The following is a 23,065-nucleotide window of genomic DNA, read 5'->3' as shown; positions in this document are numbered from 1 at the left end:
TAGAGAGCTTGGCAAGCTGTTTTTTGCGCACCAGGGACTGTGCCGGGCACGTCCCCTGGTGTATGGTTGGGCAGGCACACAAGCCGAACCGACAGACACAACAATGACAAAAAACAACGTCAACGGACCATGGAGCAGCGCAGCCGCATGAGCGCCAGTCCAGCGGCCTTCAGCCCGATTCCCCGCGATGAACTGCGCTTGCAGCAGCTGAACCAGCTGTACGCCCAGTCCCGCTTGCCGCAATGGCTGTTGCTGGTCACCGCCGTTTTGATCACCCCGCTCGCCTGGGCCCACAGCACCCGCAGCAGCCTGCTGGTGTGGATAGCCCTGCTCGGCCTGCTGGTGGCAACCCGTCAGGTGCTGGTAGGCCGTTACTGGCAGGCCTCGGCACGGGAGCGCCTGCAGCGTCGTTGGAGCCTGTTTTTCCATCTCGGCAACCTCGCCTCCGGACTCTGCCTGAGCTGGGTACATATCGCCCTGACCCCGCTGGACAACTTTGCCCTGCAGGCGCAGATGTACAGTATCGCCAGCGGCGTCAGCATCTGCGTTGGCGTACTCTACGCGCCGCGCTACAGCGCGTTCGCCTCTTTCATGCTGCCCGCCTGGCTGCCGCCGGTCATCTGGCTGCTGGCCGACGGCACGCCCAGCAGCCTGGTCTGGGCGCAGACCGGCGCCATGATGTTCTGCTTTATCCTGCTGGCCGCTGCGCTGATCCACCGGACCATGCGCAACGCGCTGATCAGCAACCTGCGCAACGAAGCCCTGCTGGGCAATCTCGGCAGCGCCCACCAGCACACCGAAGAGCTTAACCAGCAACTGACCCGCGAGATTAACCAGCGCCGCCGCGCCGAGCAGTCCCTGCGCGACAGCCACGACGATCTGGAAGAACGGGTGCGCCAGCGCACCGCCGAGCTGGAAAAGGCCACCCACGATCTGCAGGCCAGCGAGGCGCAGCTAACCCTGGCCATGGAGGCCAGCCAGCTCGGTCTGTGGGACTGGGATCTGACCACCGACAAGGTGTACCACTCGCGCCTCAACGCGCTCTTCGGCATGCCGGACGAATACGTACCCAGCATGCGCCAGGATCTGCGCCCGCTGGTACACCCGGCTGATGTCACCATGGTGCGCCGCACGCTGGTTCGGCATATGAAGAGCCAGACCGCGGCTTACCGCATGGAGTACCGCGTACGTCACAGCAGTGGCCACTGGCTGTGGGTCGAGGATAGCGGCCGTGCAGTGGAACGTGCCGCCGATGGCCGAGTACTGCGCATGATCGGCACCCGCCGCGATATCAGCGCACGCAAGCATCAGGACGAACAGGCGCAGCTGGCGTCTACCGTGTTCGAGGCGACCAGCGAGGGCATTTTCATCCTCGGCCCGACACTGGATATCCTCGCCGTCAATCAGGCCTACACCGTGATCACCGGACTGTCACAGCAAGACGCCGTTGGCCACAACATTCTGGCTCTCAGCGGCAGCGACGATCTGCGCCAGCAATTCCTCCATCTGCAGCAACTGCTCAACAATCAGGATCGTTGGCAGGGAGAAATGACCGCCCGGCGCCGCAACGGAGAGCTGTTCCCGATCTGGCTGCAGCTCGCGGTCGTGCGCAGCGCCGGCGGACAGCTGACGCATTACGTCGGCTTCTTCGCCGACCTGACCACCCACCGCCAGACCGAAGAACAGCTGCAATACCTGACCAACTACGATCCGCTGACCCAGCTGGCAAACCGCAGCCTGTTCACCGACCGCCTGCAGGACGCGGTTGCCCGCGCCCGCCAGCACCACCACGCGGTTGCGCTGCTGCATATCGATCTGGACCGCTTCAAGCACATCAACGTGACTCTGGGCCACGCCGTGGCAGACGGCCTGCTGCAGGAGGTTGCACGCCGGCTCAGCACCGAAGTCGACAGCCGGCACACCCTGGCGCGGCTGTCGGCAGACGAGTTTGTGGTGATTGTCGAGCAGGCCGACGACGAACAGCAGCTCGGCGTCCTGGCCAGCCAGTTGCTGGAAGCCCTGCGCAAACCCATGCTGGTGGCCGAGCACGAGCTGGTCACCACCGCCTCCATCGGCATCAGCGTATTCCCGGCCACCGCGCGCGACAGCCTGCTGCTGATCACCCAGGCCAACCAGGCGATGCAGCACGCCAAGCACCTGGGCGGCAACCGCTGGCAGTTCTACACACGTGAGCTGCGCGCCTACAGCCTGGACCGTCTACAGCTGGAAAACCAGCTGCGCAAAGCCATCGACGAAGACCAGCTGGTGGTGCACTTTCAGCCCAAGCTGCACCTGGCCAGTGACCGTATCTGCAGCGCGGAAGCGCTGGTGCGCTGGCAGCATCCGGACAGAGGGCTGGTGATGCCCGGCGACTTCATCACCATCGCCGAGGAAACCGGCATGATCGTGACGCTGGGGCAGAAGGTGCTGGATATCGCCTGCGAGCAGGCCGCGCTCTGGTGCCACCAGGGGCCGCAATCGGTCGCGGTGTCGGTCAACCTGTCAGTACAGCAGCTGCGCCAGGAAGGCTTTGCCGAGCGCGTACGGCTGACCCTGCAGCGCCACAACCTGCCTGCCCGCCTGCTGGAGCTGGAGCTGACCGAAAGCATGCTGGCCGAACACAGCGACCAGGTCGCCGAAAACGTTGCCGCACTGCGAGCGCTGGGTGTGAGCCTGTCGGTGGACGACTTCGGCACCGGGTATTCATCGCTGGCCTACCTCAAGCGCTTCCCGATCAGCACGCTGAAAATCGATCGCGCCTTCGTCGCCGAGCTGGACGCCGCCAATGCCGACAACGCCATCGTGCTGGCCATCATCGCCATGGCCCGCAGCCTGTCGCTCAAGGTGGTCGCAGAGGGTGTCGAACACGAGGGCCAGCTGAACTTCCTCAAGGCCAACGGCTGTGACGAAGTCCAAGGCTACCTCATCAGTCGGCCGATCGAGGCCGGCGCCTTTACCCGGCTACTGGAACAGAACAACTGCCAACTGCTCGATCAATAGCGCGGATCGAGCCAGCTGTGGCCCAGGCGCTCCAGCAGGCTGTCGGCGGCGTCCGGGCCCCAGCTGCCGGCGGCATAGGGCTTGGGTGAACGGTAAAAGTCGCCCCAGCCCTCAATGATCGGATCAACCCAGCGCCAGGCCGCCTCGATTTCGTCACGGCGCATGAACAGCGTCGCATCACCCTCGATCACATCCAGCAACAGACGTTCGTAGGCGTCCCAGCGGCGCCGGGTGAAGGCGGCGGCGAAATCCAGGTTCAGATCCACGTTCTGCAGCCCCATGCCGCGCCCGGGCGACTTGGCCATTAACGACAGGCGGATACCTTCGTCCGGCTGCAAGCTGATGATCAGGCGGTTGTTCTCCGGGTTGTCGCCAGTGCGCGGAAACAGCCGATGCGGTACCGGTTTGAACTGAATGACGATCTCCGACTTGCGCTGAGCCATGCACTTGCCGGTGCGCAAATAAAACGGCACCCCAGCCCAGCGCCAGTTATCGACCTCGGTCTTCAGCGCGACAAAGGTTTCGGTATTACTGTCGTGGTCGACCTTCTTCTCGAAGTAGTAGGCGGGCAGGCGCTCGCCCGCGTGCTGCCCGGCGCCGTACTGACCGCGCACGGTGCGGTCCTGCACATCCATCCCGGTGATCGGCCGCAGGGCCTCGAGGATCTTCAGCTTTTCGTTACGCACCGCCTCGGGCTCGAAATGCACCGGCGCTTCCATGGCCACCAGGCAGAGCAGTTGCAACAGATGGTTCTGCACCATGTCGCGCATGGCGCCCGCGCGGTCATAGTAGTCGCCGCGGTTCTCTACCCCGACACTTTCCAGCACGCTGATCTGCACATGATCGATATGCGCATTGCGCCACAACGGCTCGAACAGAGCATTGCCGAAACGCAGGGCGAGCAGGTTCTGCACCGCTTCCTTGCCGAGGTAGTGATCGATACGGAACACCCGTGATTCGTCGAATACCTTGCCGATGCGGTCGTTGATTTCGTTAGCCGTTTCCAGGCTTTCGCCCAGCGGCTTCTCCAGCACCACCCGGGCATGCTCATCGACCAGCCCGACCGAGGACAGATGCTGCACCGTGGCCGCAAACAGAGCCGGCATGGTCGCCAGATAGAACACCCGCACACGCCCGGTGCCGGGGCTCAGGACCTTGGTCAGGCGCGGAAAGGCAACGCGTTGACTGACATCCAGCGACAGGTAGTCAAGCCGTTCGGCAAAACGTTCCCACTGCGCCGTATCAAAGTCACCACGGGCAACATGCTGGCTGACATGCCGTCTGACCAGCTTGCCGTAGCTCTCCAGGCTGTGCTGAGCGCGGGCTAGGGCAAGAATGCGGGTATCCGGATGCAGGTGCCCGTCACGGTGCAGATAGTAGAGCGCCGGCAACAGCTTGCGCATGGCCAGATCACCCGTGCCGCCGAACACCACGATGTCACAACTGATACCCGCCTGAGCCACGCTCTGCCCTCCCCTGCATCACACGATGGGCCTTTTTGTAGTATAACTACAAGCTATACGCCCGCCGGCCCCACCCGCCGACGGGAAACTGGCAGCCATGCTGCCCTCACCTGCTGCCGACATCATGCCACCGTGAACATGCTCCAGCACATCGCCGCCAGCCGTGACCTGCTCAGAAAGTCAGAGCTCAAGGTCGCCGATTTTGTCTTGGCGCAAGCGGCGCAGGTGATGCATTCATCCATGGCGGACCTGTCGCAGCAGGTCGGTGTCAGCGAGCCCACCATCGTACGCTTCTGTCGCGCGATTGGCTGCAGCGGATTTCAGGACCTCAAGCTCAAGCTGGCGCAAAGCCTGGCCGCCGGCGCCAGCTTCGGGCAGTTCTCGATCAACGAGGACGACAGCGTCGATGCCCTGTCGCACAAGATCTTCGACACAACCCTGGCAACATTGATGGAGGTACGCGAGCGCCTCGACGCTGCGGCCATCGAACAGGCCATCAGCGCACTGACCCATGCCCGCCGTGTCGAGTTCTACGGTTTTGGCGCCTCCGGTGCGGTGGCCAGCGACGCCCAGCACAAGTTCTTCCGCCTGCTGGTGTCCACCGCCGCCTACTCCGACCCGCACATGCAGGCCATGTCAGCAGTGACCCTGGGGCCGGAGGATGTCGCCGTTGCCATCTCGCAGACCGGGCGCACCAAGGACCTGCTGCATTCAGCCAGTCTGGTAGTCGAAACCGGCGCCACCCTGATCAGCCTGTGTCCGAGCCGCACGCCGCTGGCCGACGTCAGTCAGGTACACATTCCGATTGATGTGTCCGAAGACACCGATATCTATACGCCGCTGTCCTCGCGCATTGCCCACCTGGTGGTCATCGACGTGCTCGCCATGGGCATGGCCATGCGTCGCGGGCCTGAGCTGGTCAACCACCTGAAGAGCGTCAAGCGCAGCCTGCGCGGCCTGCGCCTGTCGAACAAGAGCCAGCGCGGCGAGCTGAACGAGTAACCCAGCAGCCGCCTTAGTACCAGCCCCAGGAGCACCCCCTATGCCAGTCGCCATGGCCCGCCACATTCTGGTCAAAACCGAAGCCGAAGCCGCCGCGCTGAAAAAACGCATCGCTGCCGGAGAAGCCTTTGACGTGCTGGCCAAGAAACACTCCACCTGCCCGTCAAAGAAACGCGGCGGCGATCTGGGTGAGGTACGTCCCGGCCAAATGGTCCGTGCGATCGACCAGATCATTTTCAAAAAGCCGCTGAAAGTGGTGCACGGCCCGATAAAGAGCCAGTTCGGCTATCACCTGGTGCAGGTGTTCTACCGCGACTGACGCGCGCTGCCCGGCGGGTAGTAGATCAGGTTATGAAATACCGCTGGCAGCGTGCCCGGGTTGCGATAACCGTGCGGCTGGTCAGCGGCAAAACGTACCGCCTCTCCCTCTTTCAGCGGTTGCCAGACGTCCCGCACCAGCAACTCCATCTCGCCACGCACCACCACCACGTGCTCGACCACACCCTCACTGTGCGGCTCGGACAAACGCTCGTAACCGGGCAACAGCGTCAGCTCGAACAGCTCAAAGCCGTAACGCGCATCAAAGGGGAACAGCGGCGCAATCAACATCTGGTCCGCCGCGGGTCGTTGACGCACGGCGTCGGCGCTACGCAGTGTCATGCCGCCCTGTTCGGCGGGCGAGGGCTCCAGAAAGGTCGACAACGAGGTATCGAAGCCAGTAGCGATCTTCCACAGCGTCGCCACCGTAGGGCTGGATTCGCCGCGCTCGATCTGGCCGAGCATCGCCTTGCTCACGCCACATTCGGTGGCGGCCCGATCCAGACTCCAGCCACGGTCGCTGCGCCACTGCCGCAGGGTGGCTGCCAGATACTGATTGATTTCCTGCATCACAGGTCCGCTCATCGAAAGGCCGCACAGCATAGCAATTTCCTTTTGTGCGTTATAGCGCACAGTGCTAGGATCGGCCACTCGTGCGCTATAGCGCACGACCATCGATCGAGGATTACCGCATGCTGAAAGCCTGGTTTAACCCGTCCCACATCGCCGCCGGCTTTATCGCCGTGCTGGTGGGCTATACCAGTTCAGCGGTGATCATCTTCCAGGCCGCCGAGGCTGCCGGTGCCTCGCCACAGGAAATCAGCTCCTGGCTGTGGGCATTGGGTATCGGCATGGCGGTCACCAGCATCGGCCTGTCGTTGCGCTTTCGCGCGCCGGTGTTGATTGCCTGGAGCACACCGGGCGGCGCGCTACTGGCCACTGGCTTGCCCGGCTTCAGTCTGAACGAGGCGATTGGCGTGTTTCTATTCAATGCCGCGCTGATCACCCTGTGCGGGTTGCTTGGCTGGTTTGACCGCATCATGCGCCTGGTGCCGGCGTCGCTGGCCGGCGCCATGCTGGCCGGGGTGCTGCTGCCGTTTGGCCTCAACCTGTTTGGCGCGCTGCAGGAGCAAACGCTGCTGGTCGGCCTGATGCTGGCCTGCTATCTGGCTGGCAAGCTGGTGTTCCCGCGCTACGTGATTCCGGTCACCTTGCTGGTGGGCGTAGTGGTGGCGGCGTTGGCAGGCCAGCTGCATCTGGAGCAGCTCAACTGGTCGCTGGCGCAGCCCGTGTGGACGACGCCGGCCATCTCGCTGCAGGCGCTGCTCGGGGTCGGCATTCCGCTGTTCATTGTCACCATGGCCTCGCAGAACGTACCGGGCATGGCGGTCCTGCGCGCCAACGGCTATCAGCTGCCCGCGTCGCCGCTGATGACCACCACCGGCATCACCGGTCTGCTGCTGGCGCCCTTTGGCGGCTACACCTTCAATCTGGCGGCGATCAGCGCCGCCATCTGCGCCGGCAAGGACGCCGATCCGGACCCGAGCCAGCGCTTCCGGGCCAGCGCCTGGGGCGGTTTCTTCTATCTGCTGACCGGGCTGTTCGGTGCCACGGTCGCCAGCCTGTTTGCCGCCTTTCCGCAGGCGCTGGTCATGGCCATTGCCGGCCTGGCGCTGCTCGGCACCATCGGCAACGCACTGGCCACCGCCCTGCACGACGAGGCGCAACGCGAAGCAGCCTTCCTGACCTTTCTGGTCACCGCCTCCGGGCTGGCACTATGGGGTATCGGCAGCGCCTTCTGGGGTCTGCTGCTCGGCCTGCTGGTGCTGCGCCTGCCGCGCCGTCAGGGCTGAGCCGGGCGCTCACACACACCGCGATGGATTTCGCAGGTCAGCGCTTCAATGCGCTGGCTCAGGTGGTGTACCGTCTCGGTCAGCCGGGTGTTCTGCTCCATCAACTGCAGCAGCTGTTCGGTCTGCTCCGCCGCGTGGGCGGCGCGCTGTTCGCTGGCTTGCGCCAGGGCCTCGCGATGCAGCGCATCAGCCTGCGCCGAGGCCTTGTCCCGATCAGCCTGACGGGTCTGCGCCAACAAAATCAGCGGCGCGGCATAGGCGGCCTGCAAGCTGAACGCGAGATTCAGCAGAATGAAGGGATAGCGGTCAAAGCTGACCAGATCGGTCACGTTGATGGTGATCCACAGACCGACGATCAAGGTCTGCGCGATGAGAAAAACCGGCGTACCAAAAAACCGCGCGAAGGCTTCCGCGCGCAACGCAAACCAGCCGTCGCCAAATACCGAATCCAGGTGCATGTTCGGTCGTAGAAAGCGGAAATGATGCCGGCCTGCGGCGGGTGTCGCCGGGCTGATTGATCCCCTGTTGTCTTGCTCGGGTGCAGCCATACGTACGCTCCTTGTCCCTGTTATCGGCACTATAGTGCGCAGAGAATGATCTGGTCAGGATCGACCCACAAGGTCACCGGCTCGCCGATGCCGGGCACAGCGGGGACATCAGCCAGCGTCGCTACCAGCTGCACACCCGCACTCAGTTCCACCTCCAGCGCCAGTTGGTCACCCACCTGCTCCCGGCCCAGCACCGTGCCAGTCAGCCGGTTCTGCTCCGCGCCGTCACTCGCCAGCTTCACCCAGGGCGCCTTGATCAGCGCAAATACCTCCACGCCCTTGCTCAATCCAAGACGTTCACTGCTACTGCGCGTGATCACGGCCGTCAGCGCCTGACCTCCAGCCAGCGTCAGCGCCACCCGCTCGTTCAGCCCCTCAGACTGCAGAGCGGCCACCCGGGCAAACAGCTGGTTGCGCGCGCTGGTACGCAGCCGCAGCCGGTGCATGACCTGCAGATACGGGTCCAGGCTGGCGTCTTCGCTCAGTCTGGCCAGGAACACGGCGTGCTCCTGCTGATAACGGCGAAAGGCGCTCACCAGCTGGCCCCCTGCCGCCGTCAGACGCGTGCCGCCACCGCCACGCCCGCCCGCCGCGCGCTCAACCAATGGCTGATCGCTGCTGCTGTTCATTGCATCCACGGCATCCCAGGCGGTCTTGTAACTCATGCCGGCCGCCTTGGCCGCTTTACTGATCGAGCCGGTTTCAGCGATGCAGGCCAGCAACTCGATGCGATCCTGCCCGGCCAACCGTCGGCCCTGGTGAGAAAACCAGAACTGTCCTTCAAGCTTCATTGCACACTACCCCAAGCGCTATATAACGAATAATATAACGACAACCTGCCTTCCTCGCTGCCCAGGAGTTTGCATGCGCTTGCCGCTGCTCGTCGCCACCGCTTGCTGCATCAGTATCAGCCACCCTGCACTGGCCGGCGAGGTCCAGGTCGCCGTCGCTGCCAACTTCACCGCCCCCATGCAGGACATCGCCAAGGCGTTCGAGCAGGATACCGGCCATCGCGTCATCGCGGCCTTCGGCTCGACCGGCCAGCTGTACGCCCAGATCAGCCACGGCGCCCCCTTCGAGGTATTTCTGGCTGCCGATGACACTACCCCGGCACGCGCCGAAAGCGACGGGCTGGCGGTCTCAGGCTCGCGCTTTACCTACGCCACCGGCGCGCTGGCGCTGTGGTCCGCTGATGCCGGTCTGATCAGCGACGGCGCACAGTTGCTGCGCAGCGGCAACTTCGAGCATCTGGCTATCGCCAACCCGAAAACCGCGCCCTACGGGCTGGCCGCCACACAGGTGATGCAGCAGCTGGGCCTGACGCAAGCGCTGGCACCCAAGCTGGTCGAAGGCCAGAGTATCGGCCAGACCTACCAGTTTGTCGCCAGCGGCAACGCCGAAGTCGGCTTCGTTGCTCTGTCGCAGGTCTCCCGCGACGGGGAGATCACCAGCGGCTCAGCCTGGCAGGTTCCGGCGGCGCTGTACCAACCCATCCGCCAGGATGCCGTGCTGCTCAACACCGGCGCTGACAACGACGCCGCTGCCGCCCTGCTCGACTACCTCAAAGGCGAGCAGGCGGCAGCGGTCATCAGCCGCTACGGCTACGGTCACTGACATGTCCCTGCCGCTGGACAGCGCCGACCTGGCAGCCATCTGGCTGACGCTCAAACTGGCGTCGCTGACGACCCTGGTCCTGCTGCTGATCGGTACGCCGCTGGCCTGGTGGCTGGCCCATACCCGCTCGCGGCTGAAAGGCCCGATCAGTGCGCTGGTAGCCCTGCCCCTGGTGCTGCCGCCGACGGTGCTGGGCTTCTACCTGCTGGTTGCGCTGGGTCCGCACGGGCCGATTGGCGCGCTGACTCAGCAGCTCGGGCTGGGCACCCTGGCGTTCAGCTTCAGCGGCCTGGTGATCGGCTCGGTGTGCTACTCAATACCCTTTGTCGTGCAACCCATTCAGAACGCCTTCGAGTCCATCGGCAAACGCCCGCTGGAAGTAGCCGCCACCCTCGGCGCCAGCCCGCTGGACCGCTTCTTCACCGTCGCGCTGCCGCTGGCCCGCCCGGGCATCATCACCGCCAGCGTGCTGGGCTTTGCGCATACCCTCGGCGAGTTTGGCGTGGTGCTGATGATCGGCGGCAATATCCCGGAGCGCACGCGCGTGGTCTCGGTGCAGATCTTCAACCACGTCGAAGCGATGGACTACGCCAGCGCCCACTGGCTGGCTGGCGGCGTGCTGATCTGCTCCTTCGTGATTCTGTTGCTGCTTAATCGGCGCGGGCGCCTGACGGTCATGCCGGGGGCACGCAGGTGATCCATATCAGGCTCAAACAGCAGCTGGCTGCCTTTACGCTGGACCTGGATCTGACGCTGACGGCGCGTGGCGTCAGCGCCATCGTCGGCCCGTCCGGCTCGGGCAAAACCACGCTGCTGCGCTGTATCGCCGGCCTGGAAAGGGCGGAACAGGCGTTTATCGAGGTCAATGGCCACTGCTGGCAGGACAGCCAGCGCGGCCTCTGGCTGGCGCCGCACAAGCGCGCGCTGGGTTATGTCTTTCAGGAGGCCAGCCTGTTCGATCACCTGAACGTGCAGGCCAATCTGAACTACGGCAGACACCGCAGCGCAGAGCCGGCCAGCGACCAGCAGGCAACGCAGATCATCGAGCTGCTCGGCATTGCGCAGCTGCTCCAGCGCAGTACCAGCGGGCTGTCCGGCGGTGAGCGGCAGCGCGTCGGCATCGCCCGCGCGCTACTGGCCAACCCGCGCTTGTTGCTGCTGGATGAGCCGCTGACCGCGCTGGACCCGCAACGCAAGGCCGACATCCTGCCGTATCTGGAGCGCCTGCACGCAGAACTGGACATGCCGCTGCTTTACGTCAGCCATTCCCCGGACGAGGTCGCCAGACTGGCGGATCACCTCGTCCTGCTGGACAACGGCACACTGCGCGCCAGCGGCCCGCTGCAGACACTGCTGCCGCGTCTGGATCTGCCCATGGCGCACAGCGACGACGCGCGCAGCGTGCTGCACGGGCAGGTCAGCGCCTGCGATGATCGCTATCAGTTGCTGGAGCTGACCCTCGATGGCAGCCCGCTGCAGCTGCGCCTGCCGCACTCGGCGCTACCGCTCGGGCAGCGCGTGCGGGTCGCGGTCCAGGCCCGCGATGTCAGCCTGGCGCTGGAGAAGCCGCAACACAGCAGTGTGCTCAACCAGTTGCCTGCGCACATCGAGGCCATCGAACCCGGCAGCCACCCGGCACAGGCGCTGGTGCGCCTTGCGCTGGGTGACAACGTCTTGCTGGCACGCCTTACGCGCTACTCGGTAGACCAACTGCAGTTGCAACCGGGGCTGCCGGTGTGGGTGCAGATCAAGGCTGTGGCACTGTTCGACTGACCGACGCGCATAACCACTGCTGCAGCAGGCGTCGATCAATCAAGCGGATACCCGAGCGCCGCGCCAGCGTCCAGGCATCGGCATCGATACGCCCATGACAGACCAGCAAGCCACCATCAACGCCCTGCTTGGTCATCCGCTCACGCAGCGCCAGCAGATCGGCCCGCCGCAGGTGGGGGGCGCGCCAGCAGGTGAGGTCCAGCACAACGTCCTCCTCGCCCTGGCGCAGAAGGATGCCGCCATCCGCCGCACAGCCGTTCTGCAGCAGCAGTCCTTCCGCCTGCAGAGCCCAAAGCACCAGCGCGCGCACGTCCTGACGGCTGAGCTGCTGGAGCAGATGGTCGGGTGACGCTTCCTGCTGCAGTCGACTGACACGCCGACGACGCGACAGACGATTGAACAGATCGGCCACCGCAGCGCACAGCAGCGCCAGCGGCAACAACACCTGACCGACCAGGGTAAAGCCGTGCAGCAAGGTCCCACCGGTCGCCGGAACACTGCCTTGCCAGAACCGATAGCCCAGCCAGTGCAGCAGCAAACCACTGAGCAGCGCCAACAGCAGATACAGCCACCAGGGAACCTGGGAACGGCTCTGCAGCAAGGTTTCCAAAGGGGTAAGGGGGCGGCGGGCAGTCATCCGTAACTCCTGAAGCTGGCTCCTTGCCAGCACTATTGCAACGATAGTCGCAGTCACCGATCAGGTAAAGACCGCGCCGCAACACAGCGGTAGCGCTCAGGCAGATCGACAATCAGCCTGGCTGATTCAGGATAGCATCCAGCAGGCCGGGGAAACGGGCATCCAGGTCAGCGCGTCGCAGGCTGTTCATGTGCGTGGTACCGACGCTCTGGGTGCACACCAGGCCGGCATCGCGCATCACGCGGAAATGGTGAGACATGCTCGACTTTGGCCTGCCGCCATCCAGATCACCGCAACTGGCCTCGCCGACCTCGGCCAGGCGGCGCACGATTTCCAGCCGCACCGGATCACTCAGGGCGTAGAGCACACGTTCGAGCAGCAGCTCGTTGGCAGGGGGGTGTTTGAAGGGTCGCATGACGCTGATGATACACAGGGGTTTACTTCTGATCCATAGTTCCAATATTATCGAACTATTGAATAACCCAATCAGCTGCCGGAGGCTATCCATGTCAGCGCTGTTTCAACCCTTCTCTCTCAAAGACATCACCCTGCGTAACCGCATCGCCGTACCGCCGATGTGCCAATACTCGGCCACCGACGGCGTGGTCAACGACTGGCACGTCGCCAATTACACCGCTCAGGCCCGCGGCGGCGCCGGACTGGTGATTGTCGAAGCCACGGCAGTTGCACCGGAAGGCCGTATCACGCCGGCCTGCGCCGGACTGTGGAATGACGCCCAGGCTGAGGCGTTCATGCCTGTCGTGCGCGGCATCAAGGCGCACGGTGCTGTGCCCGGTATTCAGATTGCCCACGCCGGCCGCAAGGCCAGCGCCAACCGTCCGTGGGAAGGTGACGATCACATCCCCACCGACGCCGCCAACGGCTGGCAAACCATCGCCCCCTCCGCCATCCCCTTCGGCGCGCACCTGCCGAAAGTGCCGGAGGCCATGACGCTGCAGGACATTGAGCGGGTCAAGGCGGATTTCGTTGCCGCCGCCCGCCGCGCACTGGCCGTCGGCTTCGAGTGGCTGGAGCTGCACTTTGCCCACGGTTATCTGGCCCAGAGCTTCTTCTCGCCGCATGCCAACCAGCGCACCGATGCCTACGGCGGCAATGCCGATAACCGTGGTCGCTTCTTGCGCGAGACGCTGGCTGCGGTGCGCGCGGTGTGGCCAGAGCACCTGCCGCTGACCATTCGCTTTGGCGTCATCGAGTTTGACGGCAACGACGAACAGACCATGAGCGACGCCATCGACCTGACCCGTCAGTTCAAAGAAGGTGGCATGGACATGATGAGCGTCAGCATGGGCTTTAATATCCCGACCGCCAAAATCCCCTGGGCTCCGGCGTTTATGGGTCCGATTGCCAAGCGCGTGCGTGATGAAGCCGGTGTGCCGGTCTCCTCCGCCTGGGGCTTTGGTGAGCCGCAGATCGCCGAGCAGGCAGTACAGGACGGCCAGTTGGACCTGGTCATGATCGGCAAGGCGCATCTGGCCAACCCGCACTGGACCTATCACGCGGCCCGCGAACTCAAGGTCGAACGTCCCTCCTGGGTGATGCCCGCGCCCTACGCCCACTGGCTGGAACGCTACTGATCCGCGCTAGCCTCTTGCGCGCGCCGCCAGGGCGCGCTGCAATGGCGGGCACCAATCACGCCGTAAGGATGGGGGCAGCATGCAGGACGACAGTTACTACTACGAACCCGCTCAGGGTCACGGGCTGAAGCACGACCCGTTCAACGCGATCGTCGGTCCCAGACCGATCGGCTGGATTGCCAGCCGCAGCGCGGGCGGCGTGCTCAACCTGGCACCTTACAGTTTCTTCAATGCCTTCAACTACATACCGCCGATCATCGGCTTTGCCAGCATCGGCCAAAAGGACAGCCTGAGCAATATCGAGCAGACCGGGGAGTTTGTCTGGAACCTGGCAACGCTGCCGCTGGCTGAGGCGATGAATCAAAGCTGCGCAGCGGTTGCACCGGAGGTAGACGAGTTTGCCCTGGCCGGCCTGACGCCAGCGGCGTCACGGCTGATCGACGTACCACGGGTGGCTGAAAGCCCGGTGGCCTTCGAGTGCCGCAAGACGCAGATTATCCAGCTGCAGAGCGCAGCGGGTGAGGCGGTGAATACCTGGCTGGTACTGGGAGAAGTGGTCGCTGTGCATATTGACCGTCGCCTGCTGATCGACGGCGTTTACGACACCGCCGCCGCACAGCCCATTCTGCGCGGCGGCGGCCCGGCGGACTACTTCCGCATTGAGGCCGATGCCCTGTTTCGCATGACGCGGCCCTAGAACGACAAGGTGCCGGATACCACCACGGTGCGCGGCGCACCCACTGTCAGGTAACCGGCACCCGGATAACCGCCGGCCGAGGCCCAGTAGTCACGGTTGGCGACGTTCTCCACCCGGGCCCGCAGCGTCATCTCCTGGGCGTCGTTGACCAGGAAGCTGTAACGCGCGCCCAGATCAAAGCGCGTCCAGGACGGGATCTCACGGGTATTGGCGGCATCGATGTACTGCTCGGCGGTGTAAATCAGGCGACCGTCCAGCGCCAGCCCGTCAACGCCCGGCACCAGATAGTCCAGCCCCAGATTGGCCTGCACCTCCGGTGCGCCAATGCCGTCATTACCCTCCAGCTCGGTATCCAGCAGGCCGATGCCGCCCAGCACCGTCAGGTCGTTGGTGGCCTGACCGAAGGCATTGAACTCCACCCCACGATAACGCTGTTTGCCGACCACGCCGTAGGTGTTGCTGGCGTCCACACCGGCTACCGGCTTGCGGCTCTGGAACACGCCCAGGCTACCGCCCAGACGGCCACCGTCGTACTTCACGCCCAGCTCGGCCTGACGGGTAACGTAGGGTTCCAGCGCCTCACCGCCGTTGGGGACCGGGGCACCACCGGAAGTAGTGGGCGCCACATCCCCTTTGACCAGCCCTTCGATGTAATTGGCGTAGGCAGACACCTCAGGGGTAACGCGATAGACCACGCCCGCAATCGGCGTGAGCGCATCGTCATCGTAGGAAGCGGTGCGCGAACCATCCGCGTAGGCGTAGCTGTAGGTGGCGATGTTCTGCTGGCGGGCACCCAGGGTGACCAGCAGACGGTCGTCCATGAAACCAAGGGTATCGGCGATGGCGTAGCTGCTGGTGCGGGTACGCTCGGTGACCTCGGGGTTGCCCAGCGAGCCGGCGCCGCCAAGCGTCGCAGACGGCTGGATCACGTCAACCGGACGATAGATGTTGCTCAGCACATCACCGGAAAAGTCCGATGCCCCCCAGGCGTTGGCCGACTTCATTTCGTAGGTCGAGGCCGAGGTGGTCAGCTGATGGCTGACCGGGCCAGTATGAAAGCTGAAGCGAAGACCCATGTCGCCGGTGACCACCTCGTCTTCGCGCACGTTGTAGAAGCGATAGGCTCTGGTGTCGCCCGCAGTATTGATCACCGTCGGATTGGCAAAGTTGCCCTCTTCTTCACTGGTGCGCAGACCACCGGCCAGCCAGCCGGTGACGTAGTCGTTGAAATCGTACTCGGCACGCAGACTGCCAAAGGTGTCCTCGGCATTGGAGTAGGTCCAGCTCTGCGCCACACTCTCGTCGGCGTCAGGTGCAGACGGCACCGGCACACCGGCACCAATGGTGATATTCGGCTGGCCAGCGTCCACTTCATGCTTCTGATAACCCAGATCGGCGGAGATGCGCAGGCGATCACCCCGGTAGTCGGCGCCCAGCGCCAGCAGCGACAGCTCGCCCGACTCGCCATCCACCGCCGTATCACCATCACGGCGCGCCACGTTCAGGCGCATACCGACACGATCATCGGCGAAACGGCGGGCAAAATCACCCGCTGTGTAGTACTGCCCGCCAGAGCGAACACCGGCGGTCACTTCATTCAACGGCTCGTTGGTTGCCCGCTTGGGCACAATATTGATCGCGCCGCCCAAGCCACTGCCGCCCGGCGCTGCACCATTGAGGAAGGCGTTGGCGCCACGCAGCACCTCGACCCGCTCGACAAATTCAGTGCCCATGTACTGGCGCGGCAGCAGGCCGTACAGGCCGTTGTAGGAGATGTCGTCAGAGTAGATCGGCAGGCCGCGCACCATATAGACCTGCTGGAAGTTGCCAAAACCGCGCGCCACGCGCACCGCCGGGTCGTTCAGCAACACCTCGCCAATGCTGGCGGCCTGCTGGTCCTGAATCAGGGTCTGGGTATAGCTGGTAGCAGTGAAAGGGGTATCCATATAGTCCTGGTTACCCAGAATGCCAATCCGTGAGCCAGCTGCCACCTGCCCGCCTGCATAGGCCGGCGGCAACCCTTCGGCGGACGCATCGGCGCTGGTCGTGACGGTCAGCGATGGCAGCTCATAAGCCTGTTCAGCCGCCTCTCCTGCTTGCTGCGCCTGCGCCAACCCGGCATAGAACAGCGACGACAGGGCGAGTGAAAGCGCTGAGCGCTTGAACGGAAGTGAATGCATGGCTACCTCGGCAAGCTGGCCGAGCCCGTCCCCGGGCGGCAGCCAGTTAATATTTAATGTGATTGCAGTAGATTCGCATTATAGATTACTTAATACTCAGCACCACCCCGCTCGTCCCCTGGCCGCTCCCATCAGCGCACGCCCCCCCCCGAACGCACAAGGCGCCCTCCCGGGGAGCAACCGGTGGGCGCCTTGTGCTTTGACCTTAGAAGGTCAGATGCGAGGAGGTCGTGGGTCAGAAGTCGACCGTCAGACCAATGTTGGCTCGCCGGCCATCCAGCACCACGCCGTAGCTGTCGTTGGTCACTTCCTTGTTGGCGACGTTGTACAGGCCGCCTTTCACGGTGACGCTGTCGGTCAGGCGGAAACCAACACCCAGATCGACAAACCCGTAGCCCGGCGTGCCGTCAGACATGCTGGTGCGGCCCATGTAGTCAGAAGTCTCGCCACGGTAGTTGCCCTGCGCCCAGGCGTTGAAACGCGGGTTGATATCCCACTCCAGCAGCGCGTTGAACATATGGCGCGGCTGCTTGTTCAGCGGCTCGCCCTTGAACTCGCCCGACTTCTGCTCCGACTTGGTGAAGGTGTAGCTGGTTGACAGGTTCCAGTTGGGCTGGAAGCGGTAGTCCAGCGTCAGCTCGACACCCTGCATCATCGCCTCGGCAATGTTCTGGCGGGTGCTCAGGAACCAGTAGGTCTGCCCGTTGAAGTCACAGGTCCAGGTCGAGGGATCATTGCGATCAGACGTATCCGGGCTGGTGCAGAAACGATCTTCTGCAATCTTGTCCTTGTACTGGGTGTGGAACAGCATGGCGCTGGTGTTCAGGCCCAGCGCGGCGTTGTCGTAGACGTAGCCGATTTCATAGTTGGTGCTGGTCTCGGGCTGCAGGTCCGAGTTGCCGATGATCAGGGCGCGCGGCAAGGGCGCAATCGGCGAGCCGCCGCCGCCAGTGCCACGACCGAAGCCTTCGGTGGCATCGGACAGGGTCGGCTGGCGATAGCCGGTGGACACCCCACCCTTGACGGTCCATTCCGGATTCAGGCGATAGACACCATAGAGCCGCGGCGACAGCTCGCCACCAAACAGCTCGTCATCGTTGTAGCGCAGGCCGGTGGTGACGGACAGGCGATCGGTCATCGCCCAGTCCACTTCGGCAAACAGCGCGGCAATCCAGCGGTCTACACTCTTCACCGCACCCGGCACACCAGACACCAGCATGCCGTTGGTTTCATCGACAAACTCTTCCTGCTTGTACTGACCACCAAAGGTGATCACATGATCACCCCAGAAGTAGCTCGCCTGGCTGTTGAGCAGGCTGATCTCCTCCTGCTTGGTGCTGCCGGTGCCCGGCTTGTCGGACACATCATGCTGCAGGTAGCTGTTGACGATCAGGTCACCGTAGGTACCGTCATGCCCGATGACATAGACATCCTTCTCGTAGCGGGTGGTCGAGGCTGGAGCCGTCGCCGCGATGCTCTCGCCCGGGGTGTGGGTGTACTTGAGCTCGGATGCGGTGTAGCCGACGGTGAAGCGGTTCTGCTCATTCGGCGTCAGGTAGAACTCGGCGCCGCCCTGGCGGCGGGTGCTTTCGGGCATGCTGGCAGCGCTGTCGCTACCGCCGCTGAAGCTGCTTTCGTCGGTCCCCACATAGGTGCCGGTGAACTGGGCACCCAGCAGGCCCTCGATCAGCGGGCCACCGAGGTAAAAGTCAGTCTGCTGCGCGTCGCTGCTGATATCGTTCATCGCGCTGGTGTACTCGGTGGAGATGCTGCCGGCCCACTCGTCGCCACCACGCCGGGTGATGATGTTGATCACCCCGCCCATGGCCTCGGACCCGTACAGCGATGACATCGGCCCACGAATCACCTCGATACGTTCGATCATCGACACCGGCGGCAGACCGATCTGCTTGCCACCGTCCGAGCCGTTGGTGTTGACCATGCGCCCGGCAGAAACCGGACGGCCATCCACCAGATACAGGGTGTAGTTGCTGCTCATGCCGCGGATGCTGATGTCCTGCATGTTGCCGCCGCCAGTGACGTAGACACCGGGGATATTGCGTACCGCATCGGTAATGTCGGTGTAGGACTGCTTTTCCAGCTGCTCGCGGGTGATCACCGAGATACTGGCCGGCGCATCGGCAATGTTCTGCTCATAGCCAGCCGCGGTGACCACCGTGATCTCGTCCAGCGTCACCACGTCCCCATCGGTGTCCGGCTCGGCGGCCAGCGCACTGGCGGTCAGTCCGACGCTGGCCACAGCGACTGCACAGGCCAATTGGTGGCGTTTGAAAATCCGCATACTCTCGACTCCCTGACAAGATAATGATCGAATGCATCAGCAACGACCCGCTCCCGTCAGGCCGATCCAATGTGGTGAAATCGGCACAAATGATATTGATTGTCATTTAAGAGTAAAGCGCATTTACATTCTATACAGCGCGTAAACTGAACCAGAGCTGCAAGCCAGGATGGCCATTGCGGGCCCAGATCCTGCCGCCCTGCAGGCGAATCTGGCGTTCGGCGATAGCCAGACCAAGGCCGAAGCCGCCGTCACCCGGGCGCGCGCTGTTCAGGCGGGAAAACGGTCGGAAAATCTGCTCCAGCTGGGCCTCTTCAACGCCCGGGCCCTGATCAGCCAGGCACAGCAACCAGTTGGCGCCTTCGCGCTGCGCACGCATTTGCACCAGGCCGTTATCCGGTGAATGCCGTATCGCATTGCGCAATACATTCTCCAGAGCCTGACTCAGGCCGTTGAGGTGGCCCTGCACCCGACAGTCATCAGGCAGCTCGGCGCTGATGCGCTCGGGCGCCCAGCCCGACTCGAACAACGCATCTTCGCGCAGCACTTCCCAGAGCGCATTCAAGTCAACGGCTTCCAGTTGCAGTTGACCCGGCTGGCTGTCCAGCCAGGCGACCTCCAGCGTGCCGTCGAGCAGCTCCTGCATGCGATCAACCTCATGCTCCAGACGCTCGCGCAGCTCACGCTGGCTGAGATCGCTTTCAGCCGCCACGCGCAACCGGCTGAGCGGGGTACGCAACTCATGGGACACGTCCCGCAGCAACTGCCGTTGTTGCCCGATGGAATCGCGCAGGCGCCGGGTCAGGTAATCCAGCGACCGGCCCAGCTCGCCCAGCTCATCCCGGCGCCCGGCCAACTCGGCAGGCAGCAGGGTTTCCAGCGGGTTGGCGCGCATGGCGTTGGCCTGGCGGCGCAAGCGCTCCAGCGGCGAGATCAGCAACATGTACAGCAGCGCACAAAACAGCAGCGACAGCAGCGCCGGCATCAAATAAAGCACCAAGGCATTAAGCAGCGGGCGCACAGCCCAGGGCGTCAGCGGCTCGGGCAGGCGCAGCACCAGCGACTCGTCCCGACCTTGCATGGGTACATAGATCACCTGGCGGCCACCGCCACGCATGCTCATCGGCGCCGTATAGCTGCGCAGAAAGGTCAGCATGTTGCGCTGCTCGTCACTCAGCGGCTGGCCGGGCAACGCCTGTAGGGCAGCATCCACCACCACCAGAATTTCCGGGGATAGCTCTGCGTGCTGGTCTCGCCAGGCATTCAGTGCGTCGACGCCCTGATCCAGCGCGCTGGCGGCATCGGCGGCATAACCACGCAGCTCGCGCAGGGTCGATTCGGGCAGGTGCGCCAGGTAGCTGTCCACCCGCTGGGCCGCGTAGTCGGTTACCGCAATCATGCACAGGCAAAAGCCGGCGACCAACAACACCATGCGCCAGTAGAGCGAGCGGCGGCCGAGCATCAGCACGGGTCCCGGCTGAGCAGGTAGCCGTGTCCCCAGACAGATTCCAGACGCAGGCAATCTATCCCGGCCTGACTCAGTTTGCGGCGCAGATTGCTGACATGCATATCCAGCACCCGGTCATGCCGGGTAAAACCGCGATGCAGCACCTGCTGATACAGAAAGGCCTTGCTCTGCACCTCGCCGGCGTGCGTATGCAGCACTTCCAGCAGGCGATACTCGGTCGGCGTGAAGATGACGGCAATGTCGCCATAACGCAGACGCGAGGCTTTTTCGTCAAAGTGCAGTTCGGCATCGCCGACCGCAGGTTGCGCTACTCCCTGCCCCCGCTCATAGCTGATGCGGCGCAGAATCGCATTGACCCGCACCTCCAGCTCGCGGCTGCTGAAGGGTTTGGGCAGATAATCGTCGGCGCCGCGATCAAAGCCGGTGACTCGGCTCTCTTCATCGCCCAGTGCCGACATCATCAAGACCGGCGTGACGCACAGCCGACGCAGGCGGCTGAGCAGCTCCATGCCACTGAGGCCCGGCAGCATGACATCCAGCAGGATCAGATCAAACGCGCCCTGACTGGCCTGCGCCAGGCCCTGCTGACCGTCGGTAGCCAACACGACATCGTGCCCGCTGTTGCCGAGCGACTGCAGCAAGTGCTCGCCCAGTACAGGGTCGTCCTCCACCGCCAATATGCGTGCTTGAAATACCTGCACCCGTCGCACCAAGAATGAGAACCATAAACGCCCGCAAACATACTGCATCCACCACCGTCCGGCAAACACCTCCGGTCGCACTCGCCTGTCACCCGCGCCGCCAAGTCGCTACAATGCGCGCCCACTTCTTCGCTCTCAACATCAGGACTTTCCGTGATCTCCACCGCCAACATCACCATGCAGTTTGGCCCCAAGCCGCTGTTCGAAAACGTCTCCGTCAAATTCGGCAACGGCAACCGCTACGGCCTGATCGGTGCCAACGGCTGCGGCAAGTCGACCTTCATGAAGATCCTCGGCGGCGAGCTGGAGCCCTCCGGCGGCCAGGTCATGCTCGAACAGAACGTGCGTCTGGGTAAGCTGCGCCAGAACCAGTTTGCCTACGAAGAGTTCAGCGTGATCGACACCGTGATCATGGGTCACCAGGAGCTGTGGAAGGTCAAGGCCGAGCGCGACCGCATCTACTCGCTGCCGGAGATGAGCGAAGAAGACGGGATGAAAGTCGGCGAACTGGAAGGCGAGTTCGCGGAAATGGACGGCTACACCGCCGAATCCCGCGCCGGTGAACTGCTGCTCGGTCTCGGCATTCCGCTGGAACAGCACTTTGGCCCGATGAGCGAAGTCGCCCCCGGCTGGAAGCTGCGTGTGCTGCTGGCCCAGGCGCTGTTCTCCGATCCGGACGTACTGCTGCTCGACGAGCCCACCAACCACCTGGATATCAACACCATCCGCTGGCTGGAAAGCATCCTCACGGCGCGTACCAGCACCATGATCATCATTTCCCACGACCGTCACTTCCTGAACTCGGTCTGCACTCACATGGCCGACCTGGATTACGGCGAGCTGCGCCTGTTTCCGGGCAACTACGACGAGTACATGACCGCCGCTACCCAGGCGCGCGAGCGTCTGCTGTCGGACAACGCCAAGAAGAAAGCGCAGATCGCCGAGCTGCAGACCTTCGTCAGCCGCTTCTCGGCCAACGCCTCCAAGGCCAAGCAGGCCACCAGCCGCGCCAAGCAGATCGACAAGATCCAGCTGGAAGAGGTCAAACCCTCCAGCCGCGTCAGCCCGTTTATCCGCTTCGAGCAGTTCAAGAAACTGCACCGTCAGGCGGTCACCCTGCAGAACGTCAGCCAGGGCTACGACGGCGAAGTGCTGTTCAAGGGCCTGAACCTGCAGATCGAAGCCGGCGAGCGGGTCGCCATCATCGGCCCCAACGGCATCGGCAAGACCACCCTGCTGCGCACCCTGGTCGGCGAAATGGCTCCCATGGCCGGTGAAGTGAAATGGGCCGAAAGCGCCGACATCGGCTACTTCGCGCAGGATCACGCCGACGACTTCAAGGACGACTGCACCCTGTTCGAATGGATGGCGCAGTGGACCCAAGGTGGCGAGCAGCTGGTGCGCGGCACTCTCGGCCGCATGCTGTTCTCGAACGACGAGATCGGCAAATCGGTCAAGGTTATCTCGGGCGGCGAGCAGGGCCGCATGCTGTTCGGCAAGCTGATCCTCGGCAAGGCCAACGTGATGCTGATGGACGAGCCGACCAACCACCTCGACATGGAATCGATCGAAGCGCTCAACCTGGCGCTGGAGAACTACCCGGGCACGCTGATCTTCGTCAGCCACGACCGTGAGTTCGTCAGCTCGCTGGCCACCCGCATCATCGAGCTGTCGGAAAACGGCGTGACCGACTTCTCCGGCAGCTACGACGACTATCTGCGCAGTCAGGGCGTGCTGGTCTGATCAAAACCGCCGACCAGCAGAGTCTGCTCTCTGGTCGGCGCTTTACAGAATTTACACCTCCCTCTACCCCTTGCTGCACGCGCCCTCCAGACGATTTTCACAGATAGAAACATTGCCGATGAAACCATTTCATTTGCAACTGATTATCATCTGCGAAATTTTCCACTGGAG

Annotated in this window: 20 protein-coding genes; 10 read left to right on the top strand and 10 right to left on the bottom strand. The window is 63.5% G+C overall.

The window, feature by feature from the left end; translation table 11 throughout:
* Positions 1-147: 147 nt before the first annotated feature.
* A complete protein-coding gene (locus ASB58_RS17340) occupies positions 148-3,000 on the top strand; it encodes a putative bifunctional diguanylate cyclase/phosphodiesterase (protein WP_118131798.1) in 2,853 nt (950 codons plus the stop codon).
* Here ASB58_RS17340 and zwf read toward each other — a convergent pair.
* Positions 2,994-4,463, bottom strand: a complete 1,470-nt coding sequence (zwf, locus tag ASB58_RS17335; RefSeq protein WP_181977964.1) for a glucose-6-phosphate dehydrogenase — start codon at positions 4,461-4,463, stop codon at positions 2,994-2,996. The genes ASB58_RS17340 and zwf overlap by 7 nt on opposite strands.
* 132 nt (positions 4,464-4,595) lie before the next feature.
* Here zwf and hexR point away from each other — a divergent pair, with 132 nt between their 5' ends.
* A complete protein-coding gene (hexR, locus tag ASB58_RS17330; RefSeq protein ID WP_096004895.1) occupies positions 4,596-5,465 on the top strand; it encodes a transcriptional regulator HexR in 870 nt (289 codons plus the stop codon).
* A gap of 40 nt (positions 5,466-5,505) precedes the next feature.
* On the top strand, positions 5,506-5,784 hold the full coding sequence (locus ASB58_RS17325) for a peptidylprolyl isomerase (protein ID WP_096004896.1): 279 nt from the start codon (positions 5,506-5,508) through the stop codon (positions 5,782-5,784).
* On the opposite strand, the gene ASB58_RS17320 is transcribed toward ASB58_RS17325, so the two are convergent.
* On the bottom strand, positions 5,772-6,353 hold the full coding sequence (locus ASB58_RS17320; RefSeq protein ID WP_118131796.1) for a helix-turn-helix domain-containing protein: 582 nt from the start codon (positions 6,351-6,353) through the stop codon (positions 5,772-5,774). The genes ASB58_RS17325 and ASB58_RS17320 overlap by 13 nt on opposite strands.
* A 122-nt stretch (positions 6,354-6,475) precedes the next feature.
* On the opposite strand from ASB58_RS17320, the gene ASB58_RS17315 reads away from it, so the two are divergent.
* A complete protein-coding gene (locus tag ASB58_RS17315; RefSeq protein ID WP_118131748.1) occupies positions 6,476-7,636 on the top strand; it encodes a benzoate/H(+) symporter BenE family transporter in 1,161 nt (386 codons plus the stop codon).
* Here the strand turns inward: ASB58_RS17315 and ASB58_RS17310 are convergent.
* Together ASB58_RS17310 and ASB58_RS17305 are read right to left on the bottom strand one after the other, a co-directional pair.
* Positions 7,627-8,094, bottom strand: a complete 468-nt coding sequence (locus tag ASB58_RS17310; protein ID WP_235827331.1) for a DUF1003 domain-containing protein — start codon at positions 8,092-8,094, stop codon at positions 7,627-7,629. The genes ASB58_RS17315 and ASB58_RS17310 overlap by 10 nt on opposite strands.
* A gap of 119 nt (positions 8,095-8,213) precedes the next feature.
* Complete coding sequence (locus tag ASB58_RS17305) at positions 8,214-8,975, bottom strand: molybdenum-dependent transcriptional regulator ModE (RefSeq protein WP_118131746.1); 762 nt, start codon at positions 8,973-8,975, stop codon at positions 8,214-8,216.
* A gap of 73 nt (positions 8,976-9,048) precedes the next feature.
* Here ASB58_RS17305 and modA point away from each other — a divergent pair, with 73 nt between their 5' ends.
* The 3 genes from modA to modC are packed head-to-tail and all read left to right on the top strand — an operon-like array spanning position 9,049 to position 11,571.
* Entirely contained in the window at positions 9,049-9,798 is a 750-nt protein-coding gene (gene modA / locus ASB58_RS17300) for a molybdate ABC transporter substrate-binding protein (protein ID WP_118131745.1), read from the top strand.
* Position 9,799: 1 nt separating this feature from the next.
* The gene (gene modB / locus ASB58_RS17295) at positions 9,800-10,495 is read left to right on the top strand and encodes a molybdate ABC transporter permease subunit (RefSeq protein ID WP_118131744.1); all 696 of its coding nucleotides are present in this window, start codon (positions 9,800-9,802) and stop codon (positions 10,493-10,495) included.
* A complete protein-coding gene (modC, locus tag ASB58_RS17290) occupies positions 10,492-11,571 on the top strand; it encodes a molybdenum ABC transporter ATP-binding protein (protein ID WP_118131743.1) in 1,080 nt (359 codons plus the stop codon). The genes modB and modC overlap by 4 nt, the downstream gene beginning before the upstream one ends.
* Here modC and ASB58_RS17285 read toward each other — a convergent pair.
* Together ASB58_RS17285 and ASB58_RS17280 are read right to left on the bottom strand one after the other, a co-directional pair.
* The gene (locus tag ASB58_RS17285) at positions 11,546-12,208 is read right to left on the bottom strand and encodes a restriction endonuclease (protein WP_118131742.1); all 663 of its coding nucleotides are present in this window, start codon (positions 12,206-12,208) and stop codon (positions 11,546-11,548) included. The two genes, modC and ASB58_RS17285, sit on opposite strands and share 26 nt — an antisense overlap.
* A gap of 112 nt (positions 12,209-12,320) precedes the next feature.
* A complete protein-coding gene (locus ASB58_RS17280) occupies positions 12,321-12,623 on the bottom strand; it encodes an ArsR/SmtB family transcription factor (RefSeq protein ID WP_096004904.1) in 303 nt (100 codons plus the stop codon).
* Between the two features lie 91 nt (positions 12,624-12,714).
* Between ASB58_RS17280 and ASB58_RS17275 the strand changes: the two genes are divergently transcribed.
* Positions 12,715-13,803, top strand: a complete 1,089-nt coding sequence (locus ASB58_RS17275; RefSeq protein WP_118131741.1) for an NADH:flavin oxidoreductase/NADH oxidase — start codon at positions 12,715-12,717, stop codon at positions 13,801-13,803.
* A gap of 79 nt (positions 13,804-13,882) precedes the next feature.
* Positions 13,883-14,500 (top strand): flavin reductase family protein, encoded by a 618-nt coding sequence (locus tag ASB58_RS17270; RefSeq protein WP_118131740.1) that lies wholly within the window; start codon positions 13,883-13,885, stop codon positions 14,498-14,500.
* Here the strand turns inward: ASB58_RS17270 and ASB58_RS17265 are convergent.
* From ASB58_RS17265 to ASB58_RS17250, 4 genes are all read right to left on the bottom strand, one after another.
* Positions 14,497-16,680: a TonB-dependent receptor gene (locus tag ASB58_RS17265; RefSeq protein ID WP_118131739.1), complete on the bottom strand. Its 2,184-nt coding sequence runs from the start codon at positions 16,678-16,680 to the stop codon at positions 14,497-14,499. The genes ASB58_RS17270 and ASB58_RS17265 overlap by 4 nt on opposite strands.
* A 235-nt stretch (positions 16,681-16,915) precedes the next feature.
* Complete coding sequence (locus tag ASB58_RS17260; protein WP_118131738.1) at positions 16,916-18,982, bottom strand: TonB-dependent receptor domain-containing protein; 2,067 nt, start codon at positions 18,980-18,982, stop codon at positions 16,916-16,918.
* Between the two features lie 130 nt (positions 18,983-19,112).
* Positions 19,113-20,444, bottom strand: coding sequence for a sensor histidine kinase (locus tag ASB58_RS17255; RefSeq protein WP_118131737.1), 1,332 nt, complete (start codon positions 20,442-20,444; stop codon positions 19,113-19,115).
* On the bottom strand, positions 20,444-21,160 hold the full coding sequence (locus tag ASB58_RS17250) for a response regulator transcription factor (protein WP_407920689.1): 717 nt from the start codon (positions 21,158-21,160) through the stop codon (positions 20,444-20,446). Before ASB58_RS17250 ends, ASB58_RS17255 begins: the two co-directional genes overlap by 1 nt.
* Positions 21,161-21,304: 144 nt before the next feature.
* On the opposite strand from ASB58_RS17250, the gene ASB58_RS17245 reads away from it, so the two are divergent.
* On the top strand, positions 21,305-22,894 hold the full coding sequence (locus ASB58_RS17245) for an ABC-F family ATPase (RefSeq protein ID WP_118131735.1): 1,590 nt from the start codon (positions 21,305-21,307) through the stop codon (positions 22,892-22,894).
* The last annotated feature ends 171 nt before the right edge of the window (positions 22,895-23,065 follow it).

The organism is Pseudomonas abyssi (genome assembly GCF_003444685.1).
Lineage (GTDB): Bacteria > Pseudomonadota > Gammaproteobacteria > Pseudomonadales > Pseudomonadaceae > Halopseudomonas > Halopseudomonas abyssi.
The sequence above is the reverse complement of the archived record's forward strand: the minus strand, read 5'-3'. Positions and strand labels throughout refer to the sequence as shown.

Excerpts from the sequence above, each read along its gene's own strand:
- ASB58_RS17340 (WP_118131798.1), top strand. The coding sequence starts at position 148 with ATGAGCGCCAGTCCAGCGGCCTTCAGCCCGATTCCCCGCGATGAACTG.
- ASB58_RS17325 (WP_096004896.1), top strand. The coding sequence starts at position 5,506 with ATGCCAGTCGCCATGGCCCGCCACATTCTGGTCAAAACCGAAGCCGAA.
- ASB58_RS17320 (WP_118131796.1), bottom strand. The coding sequence starts at position 6,353 with ATGCAGGAAATCAATCAGTATCTGGCAGCCACCCTGCGGCAGTGGCGC.
- ASB58_RS17315 (WP_118131748.1), top strand. The coding sequence starts at position 6,476 with ATGCTGAAAGCCTGGTTTAACCCGTCCCACATCGCCGCCGGCTTTATC.
- ASB58_RS17310 (WP_235827331.1), bottom strand. The coding sequence starts at position 8,094 with ATGCACCTGGATTCGGTATTTGGCGACGGCTGGTTTGCGTTGCGCGCG.
- ASB58_RS17305 (WP_118131746.1), bottom strand. The coding sequence starts at position 8,975 with ATGAAGCTTGAAGGACAGTTCTGGTTTTCTCACCAGGGCCGACGGTTG.
- modA (WP_118131745.1), top strand. The coding sequence starts at position 9,049 with ATGCGCTTGCCGCTGCTCGTCGCCACCGCTTGCTGCATCAGTATCAGC.
- modB (WP_118131744.1), top strand. The coding sequence starts at position 9,800 with ATGTCCCTGCCGCTGGACAGCGCCGACCTGGCAGCCATCTGGCTGACG.
- ASB58_RS17285 (WP_118131742.1), bottom strand. The coding sequence starts at position 12,208 with ATGACTGCCCGCCGCCCCCTTACCCCTTTGGAAACCTTGCTGCAGAGC.
- ASB58_RS17280 (WP_096004904.1), bottom strand. The coding sequence starts at position 12,623 with ATGCGACCCTTCAAACACCCCCCTGCCAACGAGCTGCTGCTCGAACGT.
- ASB58_RS17275 (WP_118131741.1), top strand. The coding sequence starts at position 12,715 with ATGTCAGCGCTGTTTCAACCCTTCTCTCTCAAAGACATCACCCTGCGT.
- ASB58_RS17270 (WP_118131740.1), top strand. The coding sequence starts at position 13,883 with ATGCAGGACGACAGTTACTACTACGAACCCGCTCAGGGTCACGGGCTG.
- ASB58_RS17265 (WP_118131739.1), bottom strand. The coding sequence starts at position 16,680 with ATGCATTCACTTCCGTTCAAGCGCTCAGCGCTTTCACTCGCCCTGTCG.
- ASB58_RS17260 (WP_118131738.1), bottom strand. The coding sequence starts at position 18,982 with ATGCGGATTTTCAAACGCCACCAATTGGCCTGTGCAGTCGCTGTGGCC.
- ASB58_RS17255 (WP_118131737.1), bottom strand. The coding sequence starts at position 20,444 with ATGCTCGGCCGCCGCTCGCTCTACTGGCGCATGGTGTTGTTGGTCGCC.